The following is a 25,748-nucleotide window of genomic DNA, read 5'->3' on the forward strand; positions in this document are numbered from 1 at the left end:
GCCGGTTCAAACGAAAAGCGCCCGCTCCCGCTCGACAGCTCTCGTGATGAACTCCGCCACGGTCTGGATGCGGCGCAGTGGCCGCATGGATTCGTGATAGACCAGCCAGTAGGCGCGGCGGATCGGCGGGGCGGCGGGGACGGGCACAAGCTCAGGCAGCGAGCGCGCGATGAAGGTGTGCACAATGCCGATGCCAGCGCCTGAGCGCACCGCTTCGGCCTGCCCAAGCGCGGAGGAGATGGAAAAGCCGGCGTTCCAGTTCGGGCTGAATTCACCGGCGTAGTCGAGCGAGGGACTGACGACGAGGTCCGGCACATAGCCGACCAGCCGGTGCGCGGCGAGTTCGCCGACTGTTTGCGGCAGGCCGTGCTGTTCGGCATAGGCGCGCGAGGCGAAAAGGCCGAGCGTGTAGTCGACCAGCTTTCCCGCCACCAGCCTGCCTTCGGAAGGCCGCTCGACGGTGATGGCGATATCGGCCTCGCGCCGCGACAGCGAGAATGAACGTGGCACCGGCACCAACTGGATCTTCAGTTCGCGGTGCTTTTCGGTGAGGCGGCCAAGCCGGGAAGCCAGGAAGGCGACGCCGAAGCCGTCCGGCGCGCCGATGCGCACCGCGCCCGACACTTCGTCGCCCTCGCCGGCGATCTCGGCGCGCGCGGTTATCATGTCGGCTTCCATGCGTTCGGCCATTTCGAGGAAGCGTTCGCCGGCCGGCGTCAGTTCGCTGCCGGTGGTCAGCCGGCGGAACAGCTTTGTATTGAGCGCCTGTTCGAGAGCCGCGACCCTGCGCGAGACGGTGGCGTGATTGAGTTCCAACCGCCTCGCTGCGCCCAGAATCTGCCCAGCGCGGGCGACGGCGAGAAAGATGCGGACGTCATCCCAGTTCATGGGGCGATCGTCGGATGAGTGTAGGTATCCATACGCCCCTTATGCAGAAAATCGAATAGCCTGCAATCTCGTTATCGATTTTCCGCACAACGGTTGCTTTTCCGCTCGCGTTGCAATGCACGTCGCAAAGCGGGACAATACGGCAACTCAACGGAATTCAGGGAGAGAGATCATGGTCGAGTACAGTCATTACATCGGCGGCAAGCGCGTCGCCGGCACGAGCGGACGCGCTCAGAACGTCATGCAGCCCATGGACGGCTCGGTGCGCGGCACAGTGGCGCTGGCCTCGAAGTCGGAATTGCGCGCCGCGGTCGAAAACGCCAAGGCCGCGCAGCCGGCTTGGGGGGCAACCAATCCGCAGCGCCGCGTCCGCGTCCTGATGAAGTTCCTGGAACTGGTGCAGCGCGACTATGACGAGCTTGCCGACATTCTGGCTCGCGAGCACGGCAAGACCATCGCGGACGCCAAGGGCGACATCCAGCGCGGCCTCGAAGTGGTCGAGGTCTGTATCGGCGCGCCGCACATGATGAAGGGTGAATTCACTGACGGCGCCGGTCCCGGCATCGACGTCTATTCGATGCGCCAGCCGCTCGGCGTCGTCGCCGGCATTACCCCGTTCAACTTTCCAGCGATGATCCCGCTGTGGAAGATCGCACCCGCCATCGCCTGCGGCAACGCCTTCATCCTGAAGCCTTCCGAGCGCGACCCCGGCGTGCCTCTGAGGATCGCCGAACTGTTCCTCGAAGCGGGCTTGCCAGCCGGCATCCTGAACGTCGTGAACGGCGACAAGGAAGTTGTCGACGCCATCCTCGACGATCCGGACATCAAGGCGATAGGCTTCGTTGGCTCGACCCCGATCGCGCAATACATCTATTCGCGCGCCACCGCCAACGGCAAACGTGCGCAGTGCTTCGGCGGCGCCAAGAACCATATGATCATCATGCCCGATGCCGACATGGACCAGACCGTCGACGCGCTGATCGGCGCCGGCTACGGCTCGGCCGGCGAACGCTGCATGGCGATCTCGGTGGCGGTTCCGGTCGGCCACGAGACGGCGGAGCGGCTTTTCGAAAAGCTCATCCCCCGAGTCGAGAGCCTGAAGGTCGGCCCGTCGACCGATTCCTCGGCCGATTTCGGTCCGCTGGTCACCAAGGAGGCGCTCGAGCGCGTCAAGAATTACGTCGACATCGGCGTCAAGGAAGGCGCCAAGCTCGTCGTCGACGGCCGCGGCTTCAAGATGCAGGGCTATGAGGACGGCTACTATATGGGCGGCTGCCTGTTCGACAATGTCACCGCCGACATGCGCATCTACAAGGAAGAGATTTTTGGGCCCGTGCTCTCGGTGGTGCGCGCACCGACCTACGAGAACGCGATCAAGCTCGCCAACGACCACGAGATGGGCAACGGCGTCGCGATCTTCACCCGTGACGGCGACGCAGCCCGCGACTTCGCGTCCAGGGTCCAGGTCGGCATGGTCGGCGTCAACGTGCCGATCCCGGTGCCGATCGCTTACTATACGTTCGGCGGCTGGAAGGCCTCGTCCTTCGGCGATCTGAATCAGCACGGCCCCGACGCATTCCGCTTTTACACGAAGACCAAGACCGTGACCTCGCGCTGGCCGTCGGGCATCAAGGATGGCGCGGAATTCGTAATTCCGACGATGAATTAACGGGCCGGTTTTTTACATAAAAAGGGCCGCGCATTGCGCGGCCCTTTTTATGTACGGAATAGAACAAAACTTTTTTTTATGTTCCGTGATGGAACGGCCATGGCCGTATCCGGCTTCCTTTTCCGAGCGACCGAGAAGCTTGCGTGGCAGTTCGGTAGATGAACAGCTTGAACCCGCATCCTGGGATTTACTGTGGAAATCCTTTGTTGCCGGAAGGAGGTGCGTCATGGCACGAATTTTACGCCTAATCGCGGCAGCCGCCGTATCGGTGATGCTGTTGCCTCTGGCTTCCGCCTCTGCCGGAGTCCCCTGCGCCGAACGCGGCGAAATCGTCAAGAAGCTCTCGGACGAATACAAGGAGAAGGCGCAGGCGGTGGGTGTCATCAATCCCGAGGCGGTGGTCGAGATCTTCGTTTCGGAGAACGGCACCTGGACCATTCTGGCGACCGGAACCGACGGCAAGAGCTGCGTGCTTTCGGCCGGCGAAGGCTTTGACGGCAATCTGATGGCGGCGTTGCCCGACGCCTGACGCCGTTTAGCGTGAAGCCACCAGCTCCGCATGTCCGCGGAGCAGTGACATAAGGCGGTCGGCTTCCTGAGCGGCCGCCTTTTCATCCCTCTCGAGGATTGCGCCTATCAGCCGGACGTGATGTTCGGCTGACTCGCCAAGCCCGGTCTCGGCCTGATAACGGAACCAGAACCGGCGACTGTGGGTCTGCAGCGGAGCTGCTACGCGAACGGCGAAGGGATTGTCGGCCGCCCCTGCCATTGCCTCATCGAGCGCCTTGTCGGCTTCCAGGAAACCCAGGACATCCCTCGCGGCGACGGCTTTCTGCATAGCAACGGCCGCCGCGTGAAACCGGTCCGCGGCGTCGCGCGTGACATAGCGCGCGGCCGAGCGAGCCAGCACGACTTCCACACCGCGGCGCGCATCGAGCACCCGCAGCCAGTCGGCGGGATGCAGCGGCGCAATGGCGAGCCCGGCGCGAGGACGCACCTCGACGAGCCCTTCCCAGGCCAGCCGCTGGATCGCCTCGCGGACCGGCGTCCTGCCGAGGCCGAGCCTCTCGATCAGCGCGCCCTCGGTCGCAACGCTTCCGGGTGCGAGTTCGAGCGTTACGATCATGCCTTCCAGCGCGCGGTAAGCCGTGGCGCTCGCCGATTTAATACCGGTCTCCAAACCCTTCAGCCCTCATTGATATATTTTTGATATATCACCTGCCGGAAGCGATTGACAGAGTCTTCGGCCTAGAGATATATCACTGATATATCTGATGGAGAAGAGCTATGTGGACCGGGGTATTCCCAGCAGTCACCACCAAATTCACCGAGGAAGACCGCCTCGACCACGCCGAGATGGAGCGCTGCTTCGCGCTGCAGATGGAGGCCGGCTGCGACGGCATCATCGTCGCGGGCTCGCTCGGCGAAGGCCCGATGCTTTCGCATGACGAGAAGCTCGAGGTGATGGCGACGGCGAAGAAGGTCGCCGGCGGAAAGCCGGTGCTGATGACCGTCAATGAGGCCGCAACGCGCGATGGCGCTACGCTTGCCAGGCGGGCGGCAAAGGCCGGCGCCGACGGCCTGATGGTGGTGCCGAGCCCGATCTACCACACCAATCCGCAGGAAACAGTGGCGACGCTGAAGGCAGTGGCCGCAGCCGGCGGCCTGCCGGTGATGATCTACTCCAACCGCCTCGCCTACCGCGTCGACGTTACCGTTGACGTGATGGAGGAGCTCGCGTCCGATCCGCTATTCGTTGCGGTCAAGGAATCGTCCGACGACATTCGCCGCTCGACCGAGATCATCAACCGCTTCGGCGGCCGTTTCGACCTTTTCACCGGTGTGGACAATCTGGCTTTCGAGGCGCTGTCCGTCGGCGCCATCGGTTGGGTCGCCGGTCTGGTCACCGCCTTCCCGCGCGAAACCGTGGCCATTTATCAATTGATGAAGCAGGGCCGGCGGGAAGAGGCGCTGTCGATCTATCGCTGGTTCCGGCCGCTGCTCGACCTCGACGTCTCGACCTATCTGGTCCAGAACATCAAGCTTGCCGAAGTGCATGCGATCGCCACCAACGACCGCGTGCGCATGCCGCGCCTTCCGCTCTCGGGCGAGCGCCGCGCGACCGTGGAGAAGATCGTCAAGGACGCGCTCGCCGTCCGGCCGGCGCTGCCGAGGTTTTGAGAAAGCTGGTACTTTGTCGAACGGCATGGTCTTTGGTCGAGGCGAAGCAGCTTCACTGGTTTGGCGCTGCCCCTCATCCGCCTGCCGACACCTTCTCCCCGTAAGAGACGGGGAGGAGGGAGAAGCTCCAGCGCCGACGCTCCCCTCTCCCCGTTCTTTACGGGGAGGTTACATTTGTTCAGATCGCTCCAAGCATGATGGCTGAGCCAGCGACGAAATCAGACACCATCGCCATCATCGGCGGCGGCATTATCGGCGTCTGCATTGCCGCCTATCTCGCCGAAGCCGGGCGGCGCGTCACCGTCTACGACCGCACCGGCATTTGCGAGGAGACGAGTTCGGGCAACGCCGCCGCCCTGGCATTTTCCGACGTGCTGCCGCTGGCCCATAAGGGCATGCTCGGGCAAGTCCCGAAATGGCTCATGGACCCGCTCGGGCCGCTTTCCATTCCGCCCGCTTATCTGCCGAAACTTCTGCCGTGGCTGGTGCGCTTCTGGCGCGCCGGCGCGGCGGACAGATACGAAGGCGGCCTCAAGGCGCAGGCTGCGATGATGAAGCTCGCCGAAGCCGAATGGGCCGGGCTGATGGCGCGGTCGGCGACAAAGGACATGCTGCGCGAGGACGGCTCGCTCGAACTTTATGAGAGCAAAGCCGAATTCGAGGCATCGCTGCCCGGCTGGGCAGCCCGCGACCGCTTCGGCATAGAATACCGGCATCTCAGGCAGCATGAACTTGCCGCCTTTCAGCCCGGCCTGTCGGGCCGGCTCGTCCGCGGCACCTTCGTTCCGGTCTGGAAGACCGTCGCCGATCCCAAGCTTCTCGGCAAGGCGATCTGGCGCTATGCGGAGGAGAAGGGCGCGACCTTCGTTAAAGGCGATGTCGGGCTCGTCATGCCGTCGAAAGGCGGCATCGTCGTCCAGCTTCGCGACGGCCGCACGCTGAATGCCGGCCATCTGGTGCTCGCGGCGGGCGCATGGTCGCATTTGCTGGCACGGCAGCTCGGCGACCGCATTCCGCTGGAAACAGAGCGCGGCTACAACACCACCCTGCCGGTCGACGCATTCGACGTAAAGCGTCAGCTCATCTTTTCCGGTCAGGGTTTTGTCATCACGCCGCTCGCCACCGGTCTTCGCATCGGCGGGGCGGTCGAACTCGGCGGCCTGCGCCGCCCGCCCAACTATGCCCGCTCGAAGGCGATGCTCGAGAAAGCCAAAAAATTCCTGCCCGGGCTCGACACCCGCGGTGGGCGCGAATGGATGGGGTTCCGGCCATCGCTGCCGGATTCGCTGCCGGTGATCGGCGGACCCAGGCACCACCGCAACGTTCACTATGCCTTCGGCCACGGTCATCTCGGCCTGACTCAGGCCGCCGCCACAGCAAGCTTGATCCGCGATCTGCTTTCGGGGCAGGCTCCGGCAATCGACCTTTCACCATTTTCCGCACAGCGATTCTGAAGGCATTCAATGGCGCGGCATTCATTTTTCTGCATCGACGGGCACACATGCGGTAATCCGGTGCGGCTGGTCGCCGGCGGCGGTCCGTTGCTGAAGGGCGCGACCATGATGGAGCGGCGGGCGCATTTCCTCGCCGAATACGACTGGATCCGGACCGGCCTTATGTTCGAGCCGCGCGGCCATGACGTGATGTCCGGCTCGATTCTCTACCCGCCGACGCGCGACGATTGCGACCTCGCCATCCTGTTCATCGAAACTTCAGGCTGCCTGCCAATGTGCGGCCACGGCACCATCGGCACGGTCACAATGGCGATCGAGCACGGTCTCGTGCGACCGCGAAAACCCGGCGTGTTGCGCCTCGATACGCCTGCGGGCCTGGTGATTGCCGAGTACAAGCAGGTCGGCGAATATGTCGAGGAGGTGCGCATCACCAACGTACCGTCGTTCCTCTACGCGGAAGGCCTCGCCGTTGAATGCCCGGTTCTCGGATCTCTCAAGGTCGATGTCGCCTATGGCGGCAATTTCTATGCGATCGTCGAGCCGCAGGAGAATTATCGCGACATGGACGACCACTCGGCCGGCGACCTCATCGCCTGGAGCCCGGTGCTCCGCGAGCGCCTGAACGAACAATACTCCTTCGTGCATCCCGAAAATCCAAGCATCAACAGGCTGTCGCACATATTGTGGACCGGCGCGCCGAAGCATCCGGACGCGCATGCGCGCAACGCTGTGTTCTACGGCGACAAGGCCATCGACCGCTCGCCCTGCGGCACCGGCACCTCGGCGCGCATGGCGCAGCTCCATGCCAAGGGCAGGTTGAAGGTTGGCGACGACTTCGTCCATGAATCGATCATCGGCTCGCTGTTCAAGGGGCGGGTGGAGAGCGAAACGGAAATGGGCGGGAAAAGCGCGATCATCCCGTCGATCGGGGGCTGGGCGCGCATGACCGGACTGAACACCATTTTCATCGACGACCGCGATCCGTTCGCGCACGGATTTGTCGTCAGATGAGCGGCGGAAATGCCTTGCCTGCGCTTCTCCGGCCAAATGAGTCCGATACGCCGGACGCAACAAAACCTTGTATCAGGGACACACCGCACCGGATTCTTCGATTTGAGGAAAAAGAATCTCCGGATTCGTCAAAGACATTGCGTTGGGCCAATGATAGCTTGCCGCCTAGTCCAGCGACCTTGAGCCAGAAACAACGCAAGCAGTTTGGGCAGGGGCTTGAAGGGCGGACCCGCTGCAAAATGACGTTGCAATCCGGGCTCGAAACTTTAGGACTAGGGGAAAGCAAGAAAAGGAACGCGTCCACGTGGCGACGTTCCAGGGGAGCCGTTTAAATATGGAATATTTCGTCCAGCAGCTTGTCAACGGGCTGACGCTGGGATCGATCTATGGGCTGATCGCGATCGGCTATACGATGGTCTACGGCATCATCGGCATGATCAATTTCGCCCATGGCGACATCTTCATGATCGGGTCGTTCGTAGCGCTGATCGTCTTCCTGGTCCTGACCGCCGTCTTCTATTCGCTGCCGGTGGTGCTGTTCCTGCTGGTCATGATGATCGTGGCGATGCTGACCACCAGCCTCTACAACTGGACGATCGAGAAGGTCGCTTACCGGCCGCTGCGCGGCTCGTTCCGGCTGGCGCCGCTGATCACGGCGATCGGCATGTCGATCGTGCTGTCGAACTTCGTGCAGGTCACCCAGGGCCCGCGCAACAAGCCGATCCCGCCGATGATCTCCAAAGTCTACAACATTTTCGGCATCTCGGTTTCGCAGAAGCAGATCGTCATCGTCGTCGTCACCATCGCGCTGCTCGCCATCTTCTGGTACCTGGTCAACAAGACGGCGCTGGGCCGCGCCCAGAGAGCCTGCGAGCAGGACCGCAAGATGGCCGCCCTGCTCGGCATCGACGTCGACCGCACCATCTCGATCACCTTCATCATGGGCGCCTCGTTGGCGGCCGTCGCTGGCACGCTCTACCTCATGTATTACGGCGTCGTGGTGTTCTCAGACGGCTTCGTTCCGGGCGTCAAGGCGTTCACGGCCGCGGTGCTTGGCGGCATCGGCTCCATCCCCGGCGCCGTGCTTGGCGGGCTGATGATCGGCTTCATAGAATCGATGTGGTCGGCCTATTTCTCCATCGATTACAAAGATGTGGCGGCGTTCTCGATCCTCGCCATCGTGCTGATCTTCCTGCCGTCGGGCATTCTCGGCCGGCCCGAAGTGGAAAAGGTCTGACATCATGGTGCAAGCCGTTTCCACAAACCGCGTCGAGGCGGGAAGCCCCTTTCCTCGGGCAATCCGCGAGGCGCTCTATGCCGGCGCGATCTCCTTCGGCCTGTTCGTCCTTCTGGTCGGATTGAAGACCGACCAGAACATCCGCAACGAACTGATCATCGTCCAGCGCTGGGGCCTGCTGGCCATCGTCGTCGCGTTGACCATGATCGGGCGCTTCCTCTATGTCGCCTTCGTCAGCCCCGCGATCGAGGAGCGCAGGCGGACGAAGGGCAAGGCCGTTCCCGTCATCGCCGCCGAGCCGAGCTATCTCCGCCGGAACCTCATCAATCTCTCCATCGTCGGGCTGTTCCTCTATCCGGTAGTGATCGTCCTGTTCTTCGGCTTCCAGGGCTCGCTGAAATGGGTCGATAATTTCGGCATCCAGATCCTGATCTATGTAATGCTCGCCTGGGGCCTGAACATCGTCGTCGGTCTCGCCGGTCTGCTCGACCTCGGTTACGTCGCCTTCTACGCCGTCGGCGCCTATTCCTACGCGCTGCTCGGGACCGAATTCGGCTGGTCGTTCTGGATCCTGCTGCCGGCCGCCGGCGCCATGGCGGCGTTCTGGGGCGTCATTCTCGGTTTTCCGGTGCTGCGCCTGCGCGGCGACTACCTCGCCATTGTGACGCTCGCCTTCGGCGAGATCATCCGCCTCGTGCTGATCAATTGGCGCGAGGTGACCAACGGCTCGGCCGGCATTTCCGGCATCCCGAAAGTCTCGTTCTTCGGTCTGATCTCGTTCAACGTGTCGGACGACAATTACATCGCCAAAGTGTTCGACATCGCCCAATCGGGCGCCTACTACAAGATTTTCCTCTACTATCTCATCCTGTTGCTGGCGCTGCTTACCGCCTTCGTCACCATCAGGCTGCGCCGCATGCCGGTCGGTCGGGCGTGGGAAGCCTTGCGCGAGGACGAGATCGCCTGCCGCTCGCTGGGCATCAACACCACCAACACCAAGCTCACCGCCTTCGCCATCGGCGCCATGTTCGGAGGCTTCGCCGGCTCGTTCTTCGCCGCGCGGCAGGGCTTCGTCAGTCCCGAATCCTTCATCTTCCTGGAATCGGCGATCATCCTGGCCATCGTCGTTCTCGGCGGCATGGGCTCGCTGCCCGGCATCGCCGTAGCGGCGTTGGTGATGATCGGCGGCACCGAGATCCTGCGCGAGATGCAATTCCTCAAGATGATATTCGGTCCTGATTTCACACCCGAACTTTACCGAATGCTGCTCTTTGGAATGGCGATGGTCATCGTCATGATATGGAAGCCGCGCGGCTTCGTCGGCAGCCGCGAACCCACGGCCTTCCTGCACAAGAGCAAGGCCGTTGCCGGTTCCTTCACCAAGGAAGGACACGGCTGATGAATTCGGAACCGTCCATGAACACTTCGATTCTTGCGGTCGAGCATTTGTCGATGAAATTCGGCGGGTTGGTCGCGATCGGCGACCTGTCCTTCGAGGCTCGGCGCGGCGACATCACCGCGCTGATCGGCCCCAACGGGGCCGGAAAGACCACGGTCTTCAACTGCATCACCGGCTTCTACAAGCCGACCGAAGGCATGATCCGGCTGGCCGGCAGGAGCGGCCAGCAATTCCTGCTCGAACGCATGCCCGGCCACGAGATCACGGCCAAGGCCAAGGTGGCGCGCACGTTCCAGAACATCCGCCTGTTTTCGGGCATGACGCTTCTGGAGAACCTGCTGGTGGCGCAGCACAATAAATTGATGCTGGCATCAGGCTATACGGTGCTCGGCCTATTGGGCTTCAGCGGCTACCGCCGGGCGTCGGCCGAATCCATCGAAGTTGCCAAATTTTGGCTGGAAAAGGCCAATCTCATCGACCGCGCCGACGATCCCGCCGGCGACCTGCCCTATGGTGCGCAGCGGCGTCTGGAGATCGCCCGCGCAATGTGCACCGGCCCGGAGCTTCTGTGCCTGGACGAGCCGGCAGCCGGCCTCAACCCGAGGGAATCGCATGCACTCAACGCGCTGCTGATGGACATCAAGGACACCACCGGCACGTCGATCCTTTTGATCGAGCACGACATGTCGGTGGTCATGCAGATTTCCGACCACGTGGTCGTGCTCGAATACGGCCGCAAAATTTCCGACGGCAATCCCGATTTCGTGAAAAGCGACCCTCGCGTCATTGCCGCCTATCTCGGCGTCGAGGACGAGGAAGTCGAGGAGGTGCTGATCGAGGTCGGCGACGAGCAGGTCATCGAGCAGTTCGACGCCGAGCCGGACAGGGAACACGGCCCGGCGGATTCGTCTTCGATGATGGCCGGCGCGGTATCAGACACGATCGGCCACAGCGACGATCAAGGCGAACGCATCACCGTCTCCAAACGCGCGTCCAAGGCGCAGCAGGTGGACGATCGCGAAGCGCGCGCCAAGGCAAAAGCCGCGGCCGCAAAGCCAGCAGCCGCCAAGGCGAAACCGTCGGCTCCTAAAACCAGGACCGTCGCCAACACGCTCCCCGCGCCGCGCGGCGGCGTCGCCGACAGGCTGGTGCTGATCAAGGGCATCGGCCCCGTGAACGAAAAGAAGCTCAACGAACACGGCATCTTCCATTTCGACCAGATCGCGGCATGGAAGAAGGCCGACATAGAAGCTGTCGAAGCCTATCTGGCCTTTGACGGACGCATAGCACGCGAGGATTGGGTCGGCCAGGCCAGGAAGCTTGCCCGGACCGCCGCCAAACCCGCAGCCGCCAAGCCTGCAACCGGAAAGCGCGGAGAAAGTCGCTAATGGCTACGAAAGCGTTGCTGCAGGTCGAGGGCGTGCAGACCTACTATGGCAATATCCGCGCGCTGAACGGTGTCAACGTGTCGGTCACCGAGGGCGAGATCGTCGCCTTGATCGGCGCCAACGGCGCCGGCAAGTCGACGCTGATGATGACGATTTTCGGCAGCCCGCGGGCGCGGTCCGGCAGGATCACCTTCTCCGGGACTGACATCACGGAGATGCCGACCCACGAGATAGCACGCATGCGTATTGCGCAATCGCCGGAAGGGCGGCGCATCTTTCCGCGCATGACCGTCATGGAAAACCTCCAGATGGGTGCGAGCCTCGACAATCTGAAGTTTTTCAACGAGGACGCGGAGAAGGTGTTCACGCTGTTTCCGCGCCTCAAGGAGCGCATCGCCCAGCGCGGCGGCACGCTTTCGGGCGGCGAGCAGCAGATGCTGTCGATCGGCCGCGCCCTGATGGCCAGGCCCAAGCTACTGCTGCTCGATGAGCCATCGCTCGGGCTGGCGCCGCTGATCGTGAAGCAGATTTTCGACGCGATCCGTGAACTCAACAAGACCGAGGGATTGACCGTGTTCCTGGTCGAGCAGAACGCGTTCGGTGCCTTGAAGCTCGCCAATCGCGGCTACGTCATGGTCAACGGCAACGTTACGCTCAGCGGTTCCGGCGCGGAGCTTCTCGCAAATCCGGACGTGCGGGCAGCCTATCTCGAGGGCGGGCGGCACTAGACGATGTTGCGGGGGCGGAAAGCGCCTTCCGCAGCTAACTGAAAACAGAAAGATGGACAGCGCCCAAGGCTGTCTGGAGGTTGGCGAAAATGCAGGGAATTCTCTACGAGGAACCTTCGGTCTGGCAGTTCTTCTTCGTCACCTGTCTGCTCGGCGGCTGGGCGGCCTGGATGACCGGCAGGGCCTGCGCCCAGACCTGGCGGCCGATGCCCGCTCTCGTCATGTATCTCCTGCTGCTCGGCATCGCTGTGCGCTTTATTCATCATGCCCTCTTCGACGGCACGATGTTCAGCCTGCACTACTACATCGTCGACGCAATCGTTCTGCTGATTATCGGTATTCTTGGCTACCAATACACGCGCACCAACCAGATGGTGACGCAGTATCACTGGCTATACGAGCGGGCATCGCTGCTGAGTTGGAAGCCGAAAGGTTAAGCTTAATCATGAACAAGACGTAACTCTCTGCCGAGGTGAATCGGCGTGACAAGCGCCTGAAAATCGGCAAAGTAGCGCTTTCTGCGATATGGGTGGGCATCGCATGAAAGCTTCATCCAGCCCGCTCAGCTAATGGGAGTGTTTCAATGAAAAAGTCACTTTTGTCCGCTGTTGCACTGACCGCCCTCGTGGCGTTCAGCGGCAGCGCGTGGGCGGACATCATCATCGGCGTCGCCGGCCCGATCACTGGCCCGAATGCCGCTTTCGGCGCTCAGCTCCAGAAGGGCGCCGAGCAGGCGGCCGCCGACATCAATGCCGCGGGAGGCATTAACGGCGAGCAGATCAAGGTCGTCGTCGGCGACGACGTCTCCGATCCGAAGCAGGGTATTTCGGTTGCCAACAAGTTCGTTGCCGATGGCGTCAAGTTTGTTGTCGGTCACTTCAACTCCGGCGTCTCGATCCCCGCGTCGGAAGTCTATGCCGAAAACGGCATCATGCAGATCACGCCTGCCTCGACCAACCCGCAATTCACCGAACGCGGCCTGTGGAACACCTTCCGCACCTGCGGTCGCGACGATCAGCAGGGCAAGGTTGCCGGCGACTATCTCGCCGCCAACTTCAAGGACGCCAAGGTCGCCATCATCCACGACAAGACTCCTTACGGCCAGGGCCTTGCGGACGAGACCAAGAAGGCAGCCAACGCCGCCGGCGTCACTGAAGCCATGTATGAAGGCGTCAATGTCGGCGACAAGGACTTCTCGGCGCTGATAGCCAAGATGAAGGAAGCCGGTGTCACCGTCGTTTACTGGGGCGGCCTGCACACCGAAGCCGGCCTGATCATGCGCCAGCTGGCCGACCAGGGGCTGGACGCTACCTTTATGTCGGGCGACGGCATCGTGTCGAACGAGCTCGCTTCCATCGCAGGCGACGCGGTCGACGGCACGCTGATGACGTTCGCGCCCGATCCGCGCAAGAACCCGAACGCGAAGGAACTCGTCGAGAAGTTCCGCGCTGCCGGTTTCGAACCGGAAGCCTACACGCTCTACTCCTACGCCGCCGTGCAGATCATCGCCGATGCCGCCAAGGCAGCCGGCGAGAACGATCCCATGAAGGTCGCAGAAGCAGCCAAGGCCAATGGCCCGTTCACGACCGCTATCGGCGAGATCGGCTTCGACGAGAAGGGCGACATCACCCGTCCGGACTACGTGATGTACGAATGGAAGAAGGGTGACGACGGCAAGTACAACTACTTCGAAATGTAAGCCGACAAGGCACATCCTGTAAGAGATGCCCGGCGCTTGCGCCGGGCATTTTTTGTTGCGTGCGGCACGGCGTGACGGAAACAAAAGTTTGCACTGCACCATTTTGGCGATAAGCAGGAGACGTAGCTTCCTTCCGGAGTGCGCCCGTGCCCATAGCCAAGATCCTCGTCGCCAACCGTTCCGAAATCGCCATCCGGGTTTTCCGGGCCGCCAATGAGCTCGGCCTGAAAACCGTGGCTATCTGGGCGGAAGAGGACAAATATTCGCTGCACCGTTTCAAGGCAGACGAATCCTACCAGGTCGGGCGAGGACCGCACCTCGCAAAGGACATGGGGCCGATCGAAAGCTATCTTTCGATTGAGGAGGTCATCCGGGTCGCGAAACTCTCCGGGGCGGACGCGATCCATCCCGGCTACGGCCTGCTCTCCGAAAGCCCGGAGTTCGCGGAAGCTTGCGCCGAGAACGGGCTGGTATTTATCGGCCCGAAGCCAGAGACCATGCGGCGGCTGGGCAACAAGGTGGCGGCGCGCAATCTCGCCATCGAAGTCGACGTGCCTGTGGTGCCGGCGACGGAGCCACTGCCCGACAACATTGCGGAGGTGAAGAAGCTCGCCGAAAAGATCGGCTACCCGGTGATGCTGAAGGCATCGTGGGGTGGCGGCGGGCGCGGCATGCGCGCCATCCGCTCGGAAGCCGACCTTGCCCGCGAAGTGACGGAAGGCAAACGCGAGGCCAGGGCCGCCTTTGGCAAGGACGAGGTCTATCTCGAAAAACTGATCGAGCGCGCCCGCCATGTCGAGGTGCAGATCCTCGGCGATACGCACGGCAACGCCGTACACCTGTTCGAGCGCGACTGCTCGATCCAGCGCCGCAACCAGAAGGTCGTCGAGCGCGCGCCGGCTCCCTATCTCGACGCAGCGCAGCGCGAGGAGCTGTGCGGCTACGCGCTGAAGATCGCGCGCGAGACCGACTATATCGGCGCCGGAACGGTCGAGTTCCTGATGGACGCCGACACCGGCAAATTCTACTTCATCGAGGTCAACCCGCGCATCCAGGTCGAACACACCGTCACCGAACAGGTGACCGGCATCGACATCGTCAAGGCGCAGATCCACATTCTCGACGGCTTCGCAATCGGCACGCCGGAATCGGGCGTGCCGGCGCAGGACGAGATCAGGCTGAACGGTCACGCCCTGCAGTGCCGCATCACCACGGAAGATCCCGAGCAGAACTTCATCCCGGATTACGGCCGCATCACCGCCTATCGCGGCGCCACCGGCTTTGGTATCCGGCTGGATGGCGGCACCGCCTATTCCGGCGCGGTCATTACCCGCTTCTACGATCCGCTGCTGGAAAAGGTGACGGCCTGGGCGCCGACGCCGCAGGAAGCGATCGCGCGAATGCACCGCGCCCTGCGTGAGTTCCGCATCCGCGGGGTAGCGACCAACCTCACCTTCCTCGAGGCGATCATCGCGCATCCGAGTTTTCACGACAATTCCTACACGACCAAGTTCATCGACACGACACCGGAACTGTTCGCGCAGGTTAAGCGGCAGGATCGGGCGACGAAGCTGCTCAACTATCTGGCCGATGTAACGGTCAACGGCCATCCCGAAACGCGCGGCCGGCCGCTGCCCAAGGCGGACGCCGCTGCCCCCGTCGTTCCCTATCTCAACGGCACGATTCCGAGCGGAACCAAGCAGCGCTTCGATATGCTCGGACCGGAAAAATTCGCGGAGTGGATGAGGGAGCAAAGCCGCGTCCTGGTCACCGATACGACCATGCGCGACGGCCACCAATCGCTGCTCGCCACCCGCATGCGCACCTATGACATTGCCCGCATCGCCGGAACCTACGCGCGGGCGCTGCCGCAATTGTTCTCGCTCGAATGCTGGGGCGGCGCGACGTTCGACGTTGCCATGCGCTTCCTGACCGAGGACCCGTGGGAACGGCTTTCACTCGTGCGCGAGGCTGCCCCCAACCTTCTGCTTCAGATGCTGCTGCGCGGCGCCAACGGCGTCGGCTACACCAACTATCCCGACAATGTGGTGCAGCACTTCGTCAGCCAGGCGGCCAGGGGCGGCATCGATCTGTTCCGGGTGTTCGATTGTCTGAACTGGGTCGAAAACATGCGCGTCGCCATGGATGCGGTACGCGCGGAAGGCAAGCTTTGCGAGGCGGCGATCTGCTACACCGGCGACATACTCGACCCGGCCCGCGCCAAATACGACCTGAAATACTATGTCGGCCTGGCCAAGGAGCTTGAGGCCGCCGGCGCCAATATCATCGCAGTCAAGGACATGGCCGGGCTGTTGAAGCCTGCTGCGGCCAAGGCGCTGTTCAAGGCGCTGCGCGACGCAACCCCGCTGCCGCTGCATTTCCACACGCATGACACGTCGGGCCTGTCGGCGGCGACGGTGCTTGCCGCAGTCGAGGCGGGCGTCGATGCCGTCGACGCGGCGATGGATGCTCTCTCGGGCAACACTTCACAGCCCTGCCTGGGCTCGATCGTCGAGGCGCTGAAAGGCGACGAGCGCGATCCCGGGCTCGATCCCGAATGGATCCGGCGCATCTCCTTCTACTGGGAAGCGGTGCGCAACCAGTATGCGGCCTTCGAGAGCGATCTGAAGGGACCGGCTTCGGAAGTCTACCTGCACGAAATGCCCGGCGGCCAGTTCACCAATCTGAAGGAACAGGCGCGTTCGCTTGGGCTGGAGACCCGCTGGCACGAGGTGGCGCAGGCCTATCACGACGTCAACCTGATGTTCGGCGACATCGTCAAGGTCACGCCCTCCTCGAAGGTCGTGGGCGATATGGCGCTGATGATGGTCAGCCAGGACCTGACGGTGGCCGATGTCGAGAACCCGGCCAGGGACATTGCTTTCCCGGATTCGGTCGTCTCCATGCTGCGCGGCGATCTCGGCCAGTCGCCCGGAGGCTGGCCCGCCGCCCTGCAGAAGAAGGCGCTGAAAGGTGAGAAGCCGATCACCGTGCGGCCGGGCTCGCTGCTCAAAGCCGCCGATTTGAAGGCAAGCCGCAAGGAGATCGAGGACAGGCTGGAGCGTCAGCTCAGCGAATACGAGTTCGCCTCGTGGCTGATGTACCCGAAAGTGTTTTCCGACTTCTGCGGCGCACAGGAGACTTACGGCCCCGTCAGCGTGTTGCCGACGCCGGTTTATTTCTACGGGATGAAGCCGCAGGACGAGATCTTCGTCGACATCGAGAAGGGCAAGACGCTGGTGATCCGCTGCTTCGCCATCGGCGAGGTCGACGACAAGGGCATGGTCACCGTTTTCTTCGAACTCAACGGCCAGCCGCGGCGCATAAAGGTGCCGGACCGCGCCCATGGCGCATCGGCGACCAGGGCACGGCGCAAGGCCGAGCCAGGCAATGACGCTCATGTCGGCGCGCCGATGCCGGGTGTGGTTTCGGCCCTTGCAGTGGCGACGGGACAGGCAGTGAAGGCCGGAGACGTGCTCCTGTCTATTGAGGCCATGAAGATGGAAACCGCGCTCCACGCCGAACGCGACGGCACGATCGCCGAAGTCCTGGTCAAGGCAGGCGACCAGATCGACGCCAAGGATCTGCTGGTGCTGTTCGGGTAGGGGTCGGCGCCCTCTTTCCCCTGGCCCAACATTTGACCACACCTTCGGGTTGACTCAGCCCTAAACCGATTTAGCTTCCGCCGCGCCCTCCAACGCCCGGAACTCGCCATGGACGCCACCAACCTGATCGCGACCGCTATCCGAGCCCGCTGGGCGGTCGGCGCGGTATTCTTCGTCAATGGCTTCCTCACCGGAAGCTGGGCGCCGCAGATTCCGGTGTTCCTCACCCGCCTCGGCATCAGCGAATTCACGCTTGGCCTGCTCATCCTTCTGTTCGGTGCGGGCGCGATCACGGCGATGACCTGGTGCGGCCACCTGATTTCGCGTTATGGCTCACGGCCGGTGGTGCGATGGTTCGGCGCGATCGGCGCCTTCGGCCTGCTCGTAGTGGCGGCCGCGCCCAATCTGCCGCTCGCCGCCGCCGCAATGTTCCTGTTCGGCGGCCTGATCGGCGGCATGGACGTCGCCATGAACGCCAATGCGGTGGAGGTCGAGAAGCGGCTGGGCCGAGCCATCATGTCGTCTTCGCACGGCTTCTGGAGCCTTGGCGGCTTTGCCGGAGGCGGCCTTGGCGGCATCGCCATCCAGTCCTGGGGTCACCTCCCCCATGCAGCGGCGGTCACCGTGGTGGCGATCGGGATCATGGCGTGGGCGCTCAGCCGCCTCATCGCCGAGCAAAGACCGCTGGCGCATGAGCACCACAAATTCACGCTGCCGAAGAACCCGCTGATCTATCTGGTCGGTGTGGTGGCGCTGTTCTCGATGGTGCCGGAAGGCGCGGTGCTCGACTGGGCGGCGCTCTACCTGCACCAGGAACTGGGCGCCGACCTCGCCACCGCCGGCTTCGCCTTTGCTTTCTTCGCCGGCACCATGGCCATCATTCGTTTCCTGGGTGACGCGGTCCGGAACCGCTTCGGCGCGGTGACGACGCTGCGTGTATCCAGCCTGATCGCGGCGGCGGGCATGTTGGTGGCGGGCCTGTCGCCCTGGCCGTGGTTGACCATCGCTGCGTTCGCCTTTTGCGGCCTCGGCGTCGCCAATATGGTGCCGATCGCGTTTTCCGCCGCCGGCAACCAGCCGGGCACGTCTCCCGGGGCAGGGATGAGTGTGGTGACGACAATGGGCTATTCGGGCCTGCTCGTCGCCCCTTCGGCCATCGGTTTCGTCGGCGAGCGCACCGGCTTCGGGCCGGTCTTCATCGCCTTGGCGGGCCTTTTAATCGTTGTCTGCCTGATGGCTGGACTGGCGCGCACTGCCGATTTCGCGCCGGCGCAACCGGCCGAATGAATTCAGTGAACGACAAATGAAACAGGCGCCGCAGCGGCGCCTGTTTCATTTGATTACGTCAGATCCGCCCCATCAAAAGCAGGATCAAAAGCACCACCAGAATAAGACCGACGATGCCGGAGGGTCCATAGCCCCAGCTGCGCGAATACGGCCACGCGGGCACGGCGCCTATCAGGATAAGAATGAGAATGATGATCAAAATGGTCGTCAGTGTCATGGCATGTTCCCTCGGAGCGGGTGTTGCAATGAGACAACAATGCGCAATTGGCCCCGCCGGTTCCCGGCGGGGCCTTCCTTATCTCACCTGGACCGCTTTCTGACACAGCTTGCGCCTATTCCGCGGCTTTCGGGAAAGCGACCTCGCCTGGAATTGCAACCGGCTTGGCGGCTGCCGGTGTTTCGGCCTTTCCGCTGCGGCGGAACAGCCGGGAGATCCAGCCGGGCTTGCCCTTCCTGTGGGTCTCGCGGGTGAACACCATGAGCATCGACGGCGTCACGATCAGGGTCAGCACGGTCGCGAAGGACAGGCCGAACACGATCGCCGACGACAGCGCAATCCACCACTGGGTCGAGGGCGCATTGATCGTCGTCTCGTGATGGAAAATCTCCAGCCCGAGACCGAAAGCGATAGGCAGCACGCCGAGAATGGCCGACAGCGCCGTCAGCACCACCGGACGGGCACGCTCGCGGCAGGTTTGGAGCACGGCGTCGTATTTGCTCCAGCCCTCTTCGCGGAGACGGTCGTAGGTGTCGATCAGCACGATGTTGTTGTTAACAACGACCCCGGCAAGCGCGATGACCCCGATGCCCGACATCACGATCACGAAAGCCTGACCCGTTAACATCATGCCGAGCAGCGCGCCGATCGTCGCCATGATGACGCAGGAAAGCACAAGCAGGACGCTGGTGAATTTGTTGAACTGCGCCAGCAGTACGATGAAGATCAGGAAGATCGCCGCGCCGAAGGCGTTGCTCAGGAAGGCGCTGGCCTCCTCGCTGTCTTCGTTGGAACCGGCCAGCTTCCAGTCGATGCCGGGCAAGGTCATGCCGCCGACGACATTAGAGACCTCGGCCTGGACAGCCGCGACTTGAAAGCCGGATGCAACGTTGCCCTGAATGGTGATCGTTCGCTTGCCGTCGATGCGGTTCAGGATGCCCGTGGTCTTTTCCGCCTTGCGCGAGACGAAGTTCGAGATCGGCACGGAACCTTGCGCCGTCTCTACCCTGAGCTGGTCGAGCGTCGCCAGGGTACGGCGGTCCTCGGGCAGGCGCAGGCGGATGTCTACCGCATCGTCAACTCCGGCCGGCCGATAGTCGGTCAGTTTCAGGCCGGTGGTGACGAGTTGCACGACGGTGCCGACGGATGTCGGGCTGATACCGTATTGCGCCGCCTTCGAGCGGTCGACCTCCAGCGCCCAGTCGACGCCGGGCGGCGGCAGGCCGTCCGAAACGTCGATCACGCCCGGAACCTTCTTGACCGCCTCCGCGACTTCGGCCGCCCTCTCGTTCAGGCCTTCGGGATTGACCGCCGAGAGCTGCACCTGGATTGGCTTGCCGGTCGGCGGGCCGGCATCCGGCACACGGACCTCGATATCGACGCCGGGAATGCCGGCCATGGCCACGCGCAATTCGTCCAGTATCTGGTGCGCGGACTTGCGCTCGCGCCAGTCGACGAATTCGTACTGGATCACGCCGATCACGTCTTCCGGGATGTCGGCGCCGCCGCCTCGCGTCTTGCCGACCCGAGTGTAGACCGATGTGATGCCCGGCCAGCCGAGGATGCGCCTTTCCGCCTCGCGCGTGGCGGTATCCATCTCCTCGAGGGACAGGTTGCCGCGCGCATGCACGTAGAGCAGGCCGTAGTCGGGCTCGACGGTGGGGAAGAACTCAACGCCCGCGCCGTATTTCGAATAGGCGACCGGCACCGCAACCAGCAGCGCAAGCGTCAACACCAGCACCGTCTTGGGGTATTGTACGGCGCGCTTGACGACCGCCATGTAGGCGCCGTCGCGTTGGTCGTTCTCATCGTGCAGCGGCGCCTTGGCGAACAGGGCGCCGATGGTCGGCGCGAAGATCAGTGCGTAGGCCATGGAGGCCGTCAGCGTGACGATCAGCGTGATCGGCAGGTATTTCATGAAATCGCCGATGATGCCCGGCCAGAACAGCAGCGGCGAGAAAGCCGCGATCCGGGTCATGGTCGCGGCAATAACCGGACCTGCCATGCGCTTGGCGGCAAGTTCGAAAGCCTGCTCCTTCGCCATGCCTTCCGACATACGCCGCTCGGCGAACTCGGTGACGATGATTGCGTCGTCCACCAGCATGCCGACCGCCAGGATCAGGCTGAACAGCACGATCATATTGATGGTGTAGCCCATCAGCGCCAACGCCAGTATGCCCATCAGGAACGAGGACGGGATGGCGAGGCCGATAAGCAGCGATGCGCGGCCCGACAGCGCGTACAGGATAACGATGAAGACCAGGATCACCGCAATGATGACGTGGTTCTGCAAGTCGTTGAGAAGCTGGTTGACGAAGACGGACTTGTCCTGCGTGTAAGTGACTTCGGTACCTTCCGGCATGCTCTTCACGAACTCGTCGGCGACCTTCTTGGCGCCTTCAATGGTATCTACCACGTTGGCGCCGATGCGCTTCTTGACCTCGATGGCTATAGCCGGCTTACCGTCGAGCCGCGTGATCGTTTCCGCGTCCTTGAAGGTGGACCGGACCAGGGCGAGGTCCTGCACGCGCACCACGGCGTTCTGCCCGGCGACGACAGGCAGGTTGGCGACGTCCAGCGGCGTCTCGATCAGGGCCGGGATCTTGATGGCATATTTGCCCTCCGAGCCTTCGATCGCGCCGGCGGCGACCAGGCTATTGGACGCGCCTATGCCCTGGATCAACTGCTCGAGCTGCAGCCCGTAGGACGAAAGCTTGGCCGGATCGATGATCGCTTCGACAAGCTCTTCGCGCGATCCCTGTATGACCCCCTCGAGCACGCCCGGCACTTCCTCGATGCGGTCGCGCAAGGCCTTGGCGGCCGTCGTCAGCGCCCGCTCGGGCACATTGCCCGACAGAGTCACGACAAGGACGGGAAATTCCGAGATGTTGACCTCGTTGACGGTCGGCTCCTCGACGCCCTCGGGCAAATCGGGCTTTGCGTCCTGCACCTTGTTGCGGGTGTCGATGAGGGCGTCGCCGAGGTCGGTCGAAGGATCGAATTCAACCAGAACATATCCGCCGCCTTCATAGGCGGCGGACTTCATCTCTTTCAGCCCCTTGAGATTCTTGAGCTGGGATTCCACCGGCCTGAGCAGCAGGCGCTCGGAATCCTCGGGCGAGATCCCCTGGTAGACGAGGCTCACATACATGATCGGAATGGCGACGTCGGGTTCCGCCTCCTTGGGCACCGACTGATAGGCAACCGCCCCCGCGATCACCATGAACAGCAGGACCGAAAGCGTCAGACGTGCATTGCGTATCGCAAGCTTGACTATGTCCATTGGATTACTGCGTCCCACCCTGGGCTTCGCCGACGAGCTTGTTGATCGCCTCCTGATCGGCTTCGACCGGCTTCACCGTGTCGCCCTCGGTGACGAGATCCTGCCCGGCGACGATGACGCGGGCATCGGCCGGAATCCCGCCAAGCACCAGGCCCTTCGGCGTGTCGTCGACGAGATCGATCGGGAAGAACACGACCTTATCATCTTTGTCGACGGCTCGTATGCCAAGATCGCCGGCGCCTGAGAGCGTGACGACGGAGCGCGGCAGAACCACCGCGTCAGTGCGCTCGGCGAGCAGCTTGATCTCGGCTGTCATGCCGGCCGGCAGCTCCTTGTTCTCGTTGGGAATTGCAACTTCGATGCGGAAGGTGCGGGTCGCAGACGAAGCATCGCGGCTGATGTACCGCAACGTGCCGGTCACGGTCGTGCCGTCGACCAGCCGAATTTCCGCCGTGTCGCCGAGTTTCAGGTAGCGCAGATCGCGTTCGCTCACCTCGCCGATGGCGAGCAACGGGTCGAGGTTGATCAGCGTCGCCACCTCGGCGCCCGCCAGGATGGTGCTGCCGGGCTGGACGGGAACCCGATCGACAACGCCGTTGTAGGGAGCGTACATCTCGTACTGGGCAAGCTCGGCTTTGGCGCTCTCCAGCTGCGACTTGGCCGTAGCCAGCGCGGCGCGCGCCTGGTCGGCCTGGAGCTTGGGCGCGTTGCCACCCCCCACCAGCCGCTCGGCGGCGTCAGCCTCGGCCTGCCGCTGTGCGACCACGGTTTCGGCCGTCCGGACCGCTGCTTCCTTGTCACGAGCGTCCAGACGCATCACCAGATCGCCGCGCTCGACGCGCTGGCCCTGCTTCACAGGCAGGCTTTCTATGACGCCCATGACGCGGGTGGCGAGCGTGACGCGCTTCTCCGCATCGGTCTTGCCCGAAACGCGTATCGCGCGTGCATGCTGCACGCGCGGCGGCGTCACCACGGCCACCGTGCGCAACGGCGCTGCCGGTTGCTCGGCGGCTTCCGTCTTTTTCTCGTCTTCATTGGCGGCGCTGCCCACCGAGGAAAATTCCCCTGTCGCAGTCCAGGCGACAAAACCCGCTAGCACAACCAACGCGGCAAGCTTGTGGAACCTGAATCTCGACATTATCGTTTTCCGTTGTCGGGCCGGCCAGACCGCGTCCTGCAAGGGCGCCCCCGATATGGTATCGCGCCGGGCCATGTTCAATCGCTCCGCGAAGCGACGCTTTGCGGGCGCGCGATACCTACATCAAAGTCGCGCCGCAAAACAGTCAGAAAAATTCATGCCACTATCACAGGTAGCATTTTCCTGACATTTCCAGGCCCCGCGCCCGGCCTCCTGACGCGCCGCGATATGCCCCAGATTGCAACCTGCCGGATTGGCAGCAGGAGTCAGCATGATTCGATGACTTCATGCGAAGGCGACCTCCTTCGACAGCGGAAGCGTGCGGATGCGCTTGCCGGTAAGGGCGAACACCGCGTTGGCAAGTGCGGGCGCCGCAGGGGGCGTGCCGATTTCGCCGACGCCGCCCATCCGTTCCGCATTCTCCAGTATGGCGATTTCGAACGCGGGACATTGAGAAATCCGCATCGCGTCGAAATCATGGAAATTCGACTGCTCGATCATGCCGTCGGCGATGGTGATTTCCTGCCCCATGGCGGCGGAGAGGCCGAACACCGTACCTGAAACCAACTGCGCCTCAATGATGCCCGGATCGAGCGCGGTCCCGACATCGGCGGCGATCCAGACCTTCTCGATGCGGATGCCGGCCGGCGTGTCGGCGACCTGCACGATCTCCGCGACCCAGCCGCCGAAGGAGAGCGTGAAGGCGAAGCCCTTCGCTCTGCCCGGGGCCAGCGGCTCGCCCCATTTCGCCATCGCCGCCACTCTGTCGACGACCTCCACAGCTGTTGGCCAGTCGCCCATTAAGCTCCGGCGCATCTCGACCGGGTCGGTTTTGCCGGCGATCGCGATCTCGTCCATGAAGCATTCGTGGAAAAAGCCGTTGTAGGAATTGCCGACCGATCGCCAGAAGCCGACCGGAATGCCGATGTCGGCCGGTATTGCGGCGACGCGGTAGTTCGGGATCGCGTAGGGCTGGTTGTGCGACCCGTCGGTGATTGTCCGGTCCGGGCCCAGCGGCGAGATCGAGGGGAACATGCGCCGCAGCGCGCTTCCGATCACCGAAGGCGAAGCGATGCGCATGTCGAGCGCTTCCGGCAGCCCGTCATCGCCGAGCCGGGCCTGGAACCTGCCCGCCGCCGCCGGCCGGTATGTGTCGTGCCGCATGTCTTCCTCGCGCGTCCAGGTGACCTTCACCGCCCGCCCGCCCGCTTCCTTCGCCAGCATCGCGGCGTAGATGGAAAAATCCATCTCGCCGCGCCGGCCGAAGCCGCCGCCGAGATGCGTGGTGTGAACATTGACCTTGTCGCGCTCGATGCCGACTGCTTCCGAGCAGAGATAGCGGGTTATCGTCGGCATCTGGTTGGGCGACCAGATTTCGAGCACGCCGTCCCTGAACTGCGCGGTCGCGTTCATCGGCTCCATGCAGGCATGGGCGAGATAGGGCACTTCATAGGCCGCCTCGACCAGTCTTTCGCGCGGCGCGTCGGCGAAGACGATGTCGACATCGCCATCGTCGCGCAGCGCCGAGCCCTCGCCTGACGCGAGCGCATCCTGCAGCGCCCGCGAGACCGCGGCGCTGTCGGCCGGATAGCCGGCCGCGTCCCATTCGACCTCGATGGCTTCCGCCGCCTGGAACGCCGCCCAGGTATTTTCGGCGATCACGCCAAAGCCGTGGCCGTAGCTCGTATCGAGCGCCACGATCTTCATCACGCCCGGCATCTTCTCCGCATTGGAGATGTCGGCCTTGACCGGCTTCGCCCAGAAGCGCGGGCTCATCTTCACGGTGCCGTAAAGCATGTCCGGCAGCACCACGTCGACGCCGAAGATCGGCACGCCGGTCACCTTGGCCAGCATATCGACGCGCGGCTGCGGTTTGCCGAGCAGCTTCCAGTCGGCCTTTTCCTTCAGCCGCACGGTCGAAGGCGGCTCGATCATCGCTGCCGCGGCAGCCACTTCGCCATAGGTCAAGCTCCTGCCGGACCCCTTATGGGTAATCACGCCATTAACGATTTCGAGTTCCGAGGCGGCGACGCCGAGCTTCTCTGCCGCGGCCTCGACCAGAACATGGCGCGCCGCCGCGCCCGCCTGGCGCATCTTGTCGAACGCATCGCGAATCGAGGACGAGCCGCCGGTGCCCTGGAAGCCAAGCACCTTGGATACGCCGCCGAGCGCCCCCCGCACTGTCTCCGCCATCAGGCTCCGGTCGTAGAACGGGAACGGACCGCCCTCTTCGAGCATGGCGGCGTTGTAATAGGCGAAGGAGGCAGGGCCGTGCTCTACGCTAACCGCCGCAAGATCCACATCCAGTTCCTCGGCCACCAGCGCGGCGAGGGTCGTGGAGACGCCCTGGCCCATTTCGGCGCGCGGCGCGATCACCGTGATCGTGTTATCGGGAGCGATCTTCACATAGGGATTGAAGGTCGCCTCGCCCTCGGCAAGCTCGCCGTCGAGCGGGTTCGCATAGGGCCGGGAGACGTACCAGTAGCCGACCGCCACGCCGCCGGCGACGGCTGCTGCGCCGATGAGGAACGTCCGCCGGGCGATCTTTGCGACGCTGGCCATGA

Annotated in this window: 19 protein-coding genes; 13 read left to right on the top strand and 6 right to left on the bottom strand. The window is 63.2% G+C overall.

Annotated elements, in window-relative coordinates; all coding sequences use genetic code 11:
• Positions 1-6 precede the first annotated feature (6 nt).
• Entirely contained in the window at positions 7-888 is an 882-nt protein-coding gene (locus ABVK50_RS23405; protein ID WP_353644306.1) for a LysR family transcriptional regulator, read from the bottom strand.
• Between the two features lie 172 nt (positions 889-1,060).
• Here ABVK50_RS23405 and ABVK50_RS23410 point away from each other — a divergent pair, with 172 nt between their 5' ends.
• Positions 1,061-2,557 (top strand): CoA-acylating methylmalonate-semialdehyde dehydrogenase, encoded by a 1,497-nt coding sequence (locus ABVK50_RS23410; RefSeq protein ID WP_353644305.1) that lies wholly within the window; start codon positions 1,061-1,063, stop codon positions 2,555-2,557.
• Between the two features lie 226 nt (positions 2,558-2,783).
• Positions 2,784-3,086 carry a hypothetical protein gene (locus ABVK50_RS23415; protein ID WP_353644304.1) on the top strand — a complete coding sequence of 101 codons (303 nt, stop codon included), beginning with the start codon at positions 2,784-2,786 and terminating at the stop codon, positions 3,084-3,086.
• Positions 3,087-3,092: 6 nt separating this feature from the next.
• Here the strand turns inward: ABVK50_RS23415 and ABVK50_RS23420 are convergent, their stop codons facing one another.
• Positions 3,093-3,683, bottom strand: a complete 591-nt coding sequence (locus ABVK50_RS23420) for a GntR family transcriptional regulator (protein ID WP_353645838.1) — start codon at positions 3,681-3,683, stop codon at positions 3,093-3,095.
• Between the two features lie 161 nt (positions 3,684-3,844).
• Between ABVK50_RS23420 and ABVK50_RS23425 the strand changes: the two genes are divergently transcribed.
• From ABVK50_RS23425 to ABVK50_RS23475, 11 genes are all read left to right on the top strand, one after another.
• Positions 3,845-4,738 (top strand): dihydrodipicolinate synthase family protein, encoded by an 894-nt coding sequence (locus ABVK50_RS23425; RefSeq protein WP_353644303.1) that lies wholly within the window; start codon positions 3,845-3,847, stop codon positions 4,736-4,738.
• A 194-nt stretch (positions 4,739-4,932) separates the two neighbouring features.
• Positions 4,933-6,192 carry an FAD-dependent oxidoreductase gene (locus ABVK50_RS23430; protein WP_353644302.1) on the top strand — a complete coding sequence of 420 codons (1,260 nt, stop codon included), beginning with the start codon at positions 4,933-4,935 and terminating at the stop codon, positions 6,190-6,192.
• Between the two features lie 9 nt (positions 6,193-6,201).
• The gene (locus tag ABVK50_RS23435; RefSeq protein WP_353644301.1) at positions 6,202-7,203 is read left to right on the top strand and encodes a 4-hydroxyproline epimerase; all 1,002 of its coding nucleotides are present in this window, start codon (positions 6,202-6,204) and stop codon (positions 7,201-7,203) included.
• Between the two features lie 334 nt (positions 7,204-7,537).
• Entirely contained in the window at positions 7,538-8,440 is a 903-nt protein-coding gene (locus tag ABVK50_RS23440) for a branched-chain amino acid ABC transporter permease LivH (protein WP_353644300.1), read from the top strand.
• A 4-nt stretch (positions 8,441-8,444) separates the two neighbouring features.
• Positions 8,445-9,839 (top strand): high-affinity branched-chain amino acid ABC transporter permease LivM, encoded by a 1,395-nt coding sequence (gene livM, locus ABVK50_RS23445; protein WP_353644299.1) that lies wholly within the window; start codon positions 8,445-8,447, stop codon positions 9,837-9,839.
• A gap of 17 nt (positions 9,840-9,856) precedes the next feature.
• The gene (locus ABVK50_RS23450; protein ID WP_353644298.1) at positions 9,857-11,227 is read left to right on the top strand and encodes an ATP-binding cassette domain-containing protein; all 1,371 of its coding nucleotides are present in this window, start codon (positions 9,857-9,859) and stop codon (positions 11,225-11,227) included.
• A complete protein-coding gene (locus ABVK50_RS23455) occupies positions 11,227-11,955 on the top strand; it encodes an ABC transporter ATP-binding protein (protein WP_353644297.1) in 729 nt (242 codons plus the stop codon). Before ABVK50_RS23450 ends, ABVK50_RS23455 begins: the two co-directional genes overlap by 1 nt.
• Before the next feature lie 89 nt (positions 11,956-12,044).
• Positions 12,045-12,392 (top strand): DUF6867 family protein, encoded by a 348-nt coding sequence (locus ABVK50_RS23460; RefSeq protein WP_353644296.1) that lies wholly within the window; start codon positions 12,045-12,047, stop codon positions 12,390-12,392.
• Positions 12,393-12,538: 146 nt separating this feature from the next.
• Positions 12,539-13,654: a branched-chain amino acid ABC transporter substrate-binding protein gene (locus tag ABVK50_RS23465; protein ID WP_353644295.1), complete on the top strand. Its 1,116-nt coding sequence runs from the start codon at positions 12,539-12,541 to the stop codon at positions 13,652-13,654.
• A gap of 146 nt (positions 13,655-13,800) precedes the next feature.
• Positions 13,801-17,259 (top strand): pyruvate carboxylase, encoded by a 3,459-nt coding sequence (pyc, locus tag ABVK50_RS23470; RefSeq protein ID WP_353644294.1) that lies wholly within the window; start codon positions 13,801-13,803, stop codon positions 17,257-17,259.
• A 108-nt stretch (positions 17,260-17,367) separates the two neighbouring features.
• A complete protein-coding gene (locus tag ABVK50_RS23475) occupies positions 17,368-18,546 on the top strand; it encodes an MFS transporter (protein WP_353644293.1) in 1,179 nt (392 codons plus the stop codon).
• Positions 18,547-18,604: 58 nt separating this feature from the next.
• On the opposite strand, the gene ABVK50_RS23480 is transcribed toward ABVK50_RS23475, so the two are convergent.
• The 4 genes from ABVK50_RS23480 to ABVK50_RS23495 all read right to left on the bottom strand — a co-directional run bounded on the left by ABVK50_RS23480 (position 18,605) and on the right by ABVK50_RS23495 (position 25,746).
• Entirely contained in the window at positions 18,605-18,763 is a 159-nt protein-coding gene (locus tag ABVK50_RS23480; protein WP_008834744.1) for a DUF3309 family protein, read from the bottom strand.
• A gap of 115 nt (positions 18,764-18,878) precedes the next feature.
• A complete protein-coding gene (locus ABVK50_RS23485; protein ID WP_353644292.1) occupies positions 18,879-22,046 on the bottom strand; it encodes an efflux RND transporter permease subunit in 3,168 nt (1,055 codons plus the stop codon).
• Between the two features lie 4 nt (positions 22,047-22,050).
• Complete coding sequence (locus tag ABVK50_RS23490) at positions 22,051-23,184, bottom strand: efflux RND transporter periplasmic adaptor subunit (protein WP_353644291.1); 1,134 nt, start codon at positions 23,182-23,184, stop codon at positions 22,051-22,053.
• A 285-nt stretch (positions 23,185-23,469) separates the two neighbouring features.
• Positions 23,470-25,746, bottom strand: coding sequence for a xanthine dehydrogenase family protein molybdopterin-binding subunit (locus ABVK50_RS23495; RefSeq protein ID WP_353644290.1), 2,277 nt, complete (start codon positions 25,744-25,746; stop codon positions 23,470-23,472).
• Positions 25,747-25,748: the final 2 nt, after the last annotated feature.

It is taken from the genome of Mesorhizobium sp. WSM2240 (assembly GCF_040438645.1).
In the GTDB taxonomy this organism is placed as follows: Bacteria; Pseudomonadota; Alphaproteobacteria; order Rhizobiales; family Rhizobiaceae; genus Allomesorhizobium.

Bases quoted from the DNA above. Each gene is read 5' to 3' on its own strand.
- ABVK50_RS23405 (WP_353644306.1), bottom strand. From the start codon at position 888: ATGAACTGGGATGACGTCCGCATCTTTCTCGCCGTCGCCCGCGCTGGG.
- ABVK50_RS23410 (WP_353644305.1), top strand. From the start codon at position 1,061: ATGGTCGAGTACAGTCATTACATCGGCGGCAAGCGCGTCGCCGGCACG.
- ABVK50_RS23415 (WP_353644304.1), top strand. From the start codon at position 2,784: ATGGCACGAATTTTACGCCTAATCGCGGCAGCCGCCGTATCGGTGATG.
- ABVK50_RS23420 (WP_353645838.1), bottom strand. From the start codon at position 3,683: ATGATCGTAACGCTCGAACTCGCACCCGGAAGCGTTGCGACCGAGGGC.
- ABVK50_RS23425 (WP_353644303.1), top strand. From the start codon at position 3,845: ATGTGGACCGGGGTATTCCCAGCAGTCACCACCAAATTCACCGAGGAA.
- ABVK50_RS23430 (WP_353644302.1), top strand. From the start codon at position 4,933: ATGATGGCTGAGCCAGCGACGAAATCAGACACCATCGCCATCATCGGC.
- ABVK50_RS23435 (WP_353644301.1), top strand. From the start codon at position 6,202: ATGGCGCGGCATTCATTTTTCTGCATCGACGGGCACACATGCGGTAAT.
- ABVK50_RS23440 (WP_353644300.1), top strand. From the start codon at position 7,538: ATGGAATATTTCGTCCAGCAGCTTGTCAACGGGCTGACGCTGGGATCG.
- livM (WP_353644299.1), top strand. From the start codon at position 8,445: ATGGTGCAAGCCGTTTCCACAAACCGCGTCGAGGCGGGAAGCCCCTTT.
- ABVK50_RS23450 (WP_353644298.1), top strand. From the start codon at position 9,857: ATGAACACTTCGATTCTTGCGGTCGAGCATTTGTCGATGAAATTCGGC.
- ABVK50_RS23455 (WP_353644297.1), top strand. From the start codon at position 11,227: ATGGCTACGAAAGCGTTGCTGCAGGTCGAGGGCGTGCAGACCTACTAT.
- ABVK50_RS23460 (WP_353644296.1), top strand. From the start codon at position 12,045: ATGCAGGGAATTCTCTACGAGGAACCTTCGGTCTGGCAGTTCTTCTTC.
- ABVK50_RS23465 (WP_353644295.1), top strand. From the start codon at position 12,539: ATGAAAAAGTCACTTTTGTCCGCTGTTGCACTGACCGCCCTCGTGGCG.
- ABVK50_RS23475 (WP_353644293.1), top strand. From the start codon at position 17,368: ATGGACGCCACCAACCTGATCGCGACCGCTATCCGAGCCCGCTGGGCG.
- ABVK50_RS23480 (WP_008834744.1), bottom strand. From the start codon at position 18,763: ATGACACTGACGACCATTTTGATCATCATTCTCATTCTTATCCTGATA.
- ABVK50_RS23485 (WP_353644292.1), bottom strand. From the start codon at position 22,046: ATGGACATAGTCAAGCTTGCGATACGCAATGCACGTCTGACGCTTTCG.
- ABVK50_RS23490 (WP_353644291.1), bottom strand. From the start codon at position 23,184: ATGTCGAGATTCAGGTTCCACAAGCTTGCCGCGTTGGTTGTGCTAGCG.
- ABVK50_RS23495 (WP_353644290.1), bottom strand. From the start codon at position 25,746: ATGGCCAGCGTCGCAAAGATCGCCCGGCGGACGTTCCTCATCGGCGCA.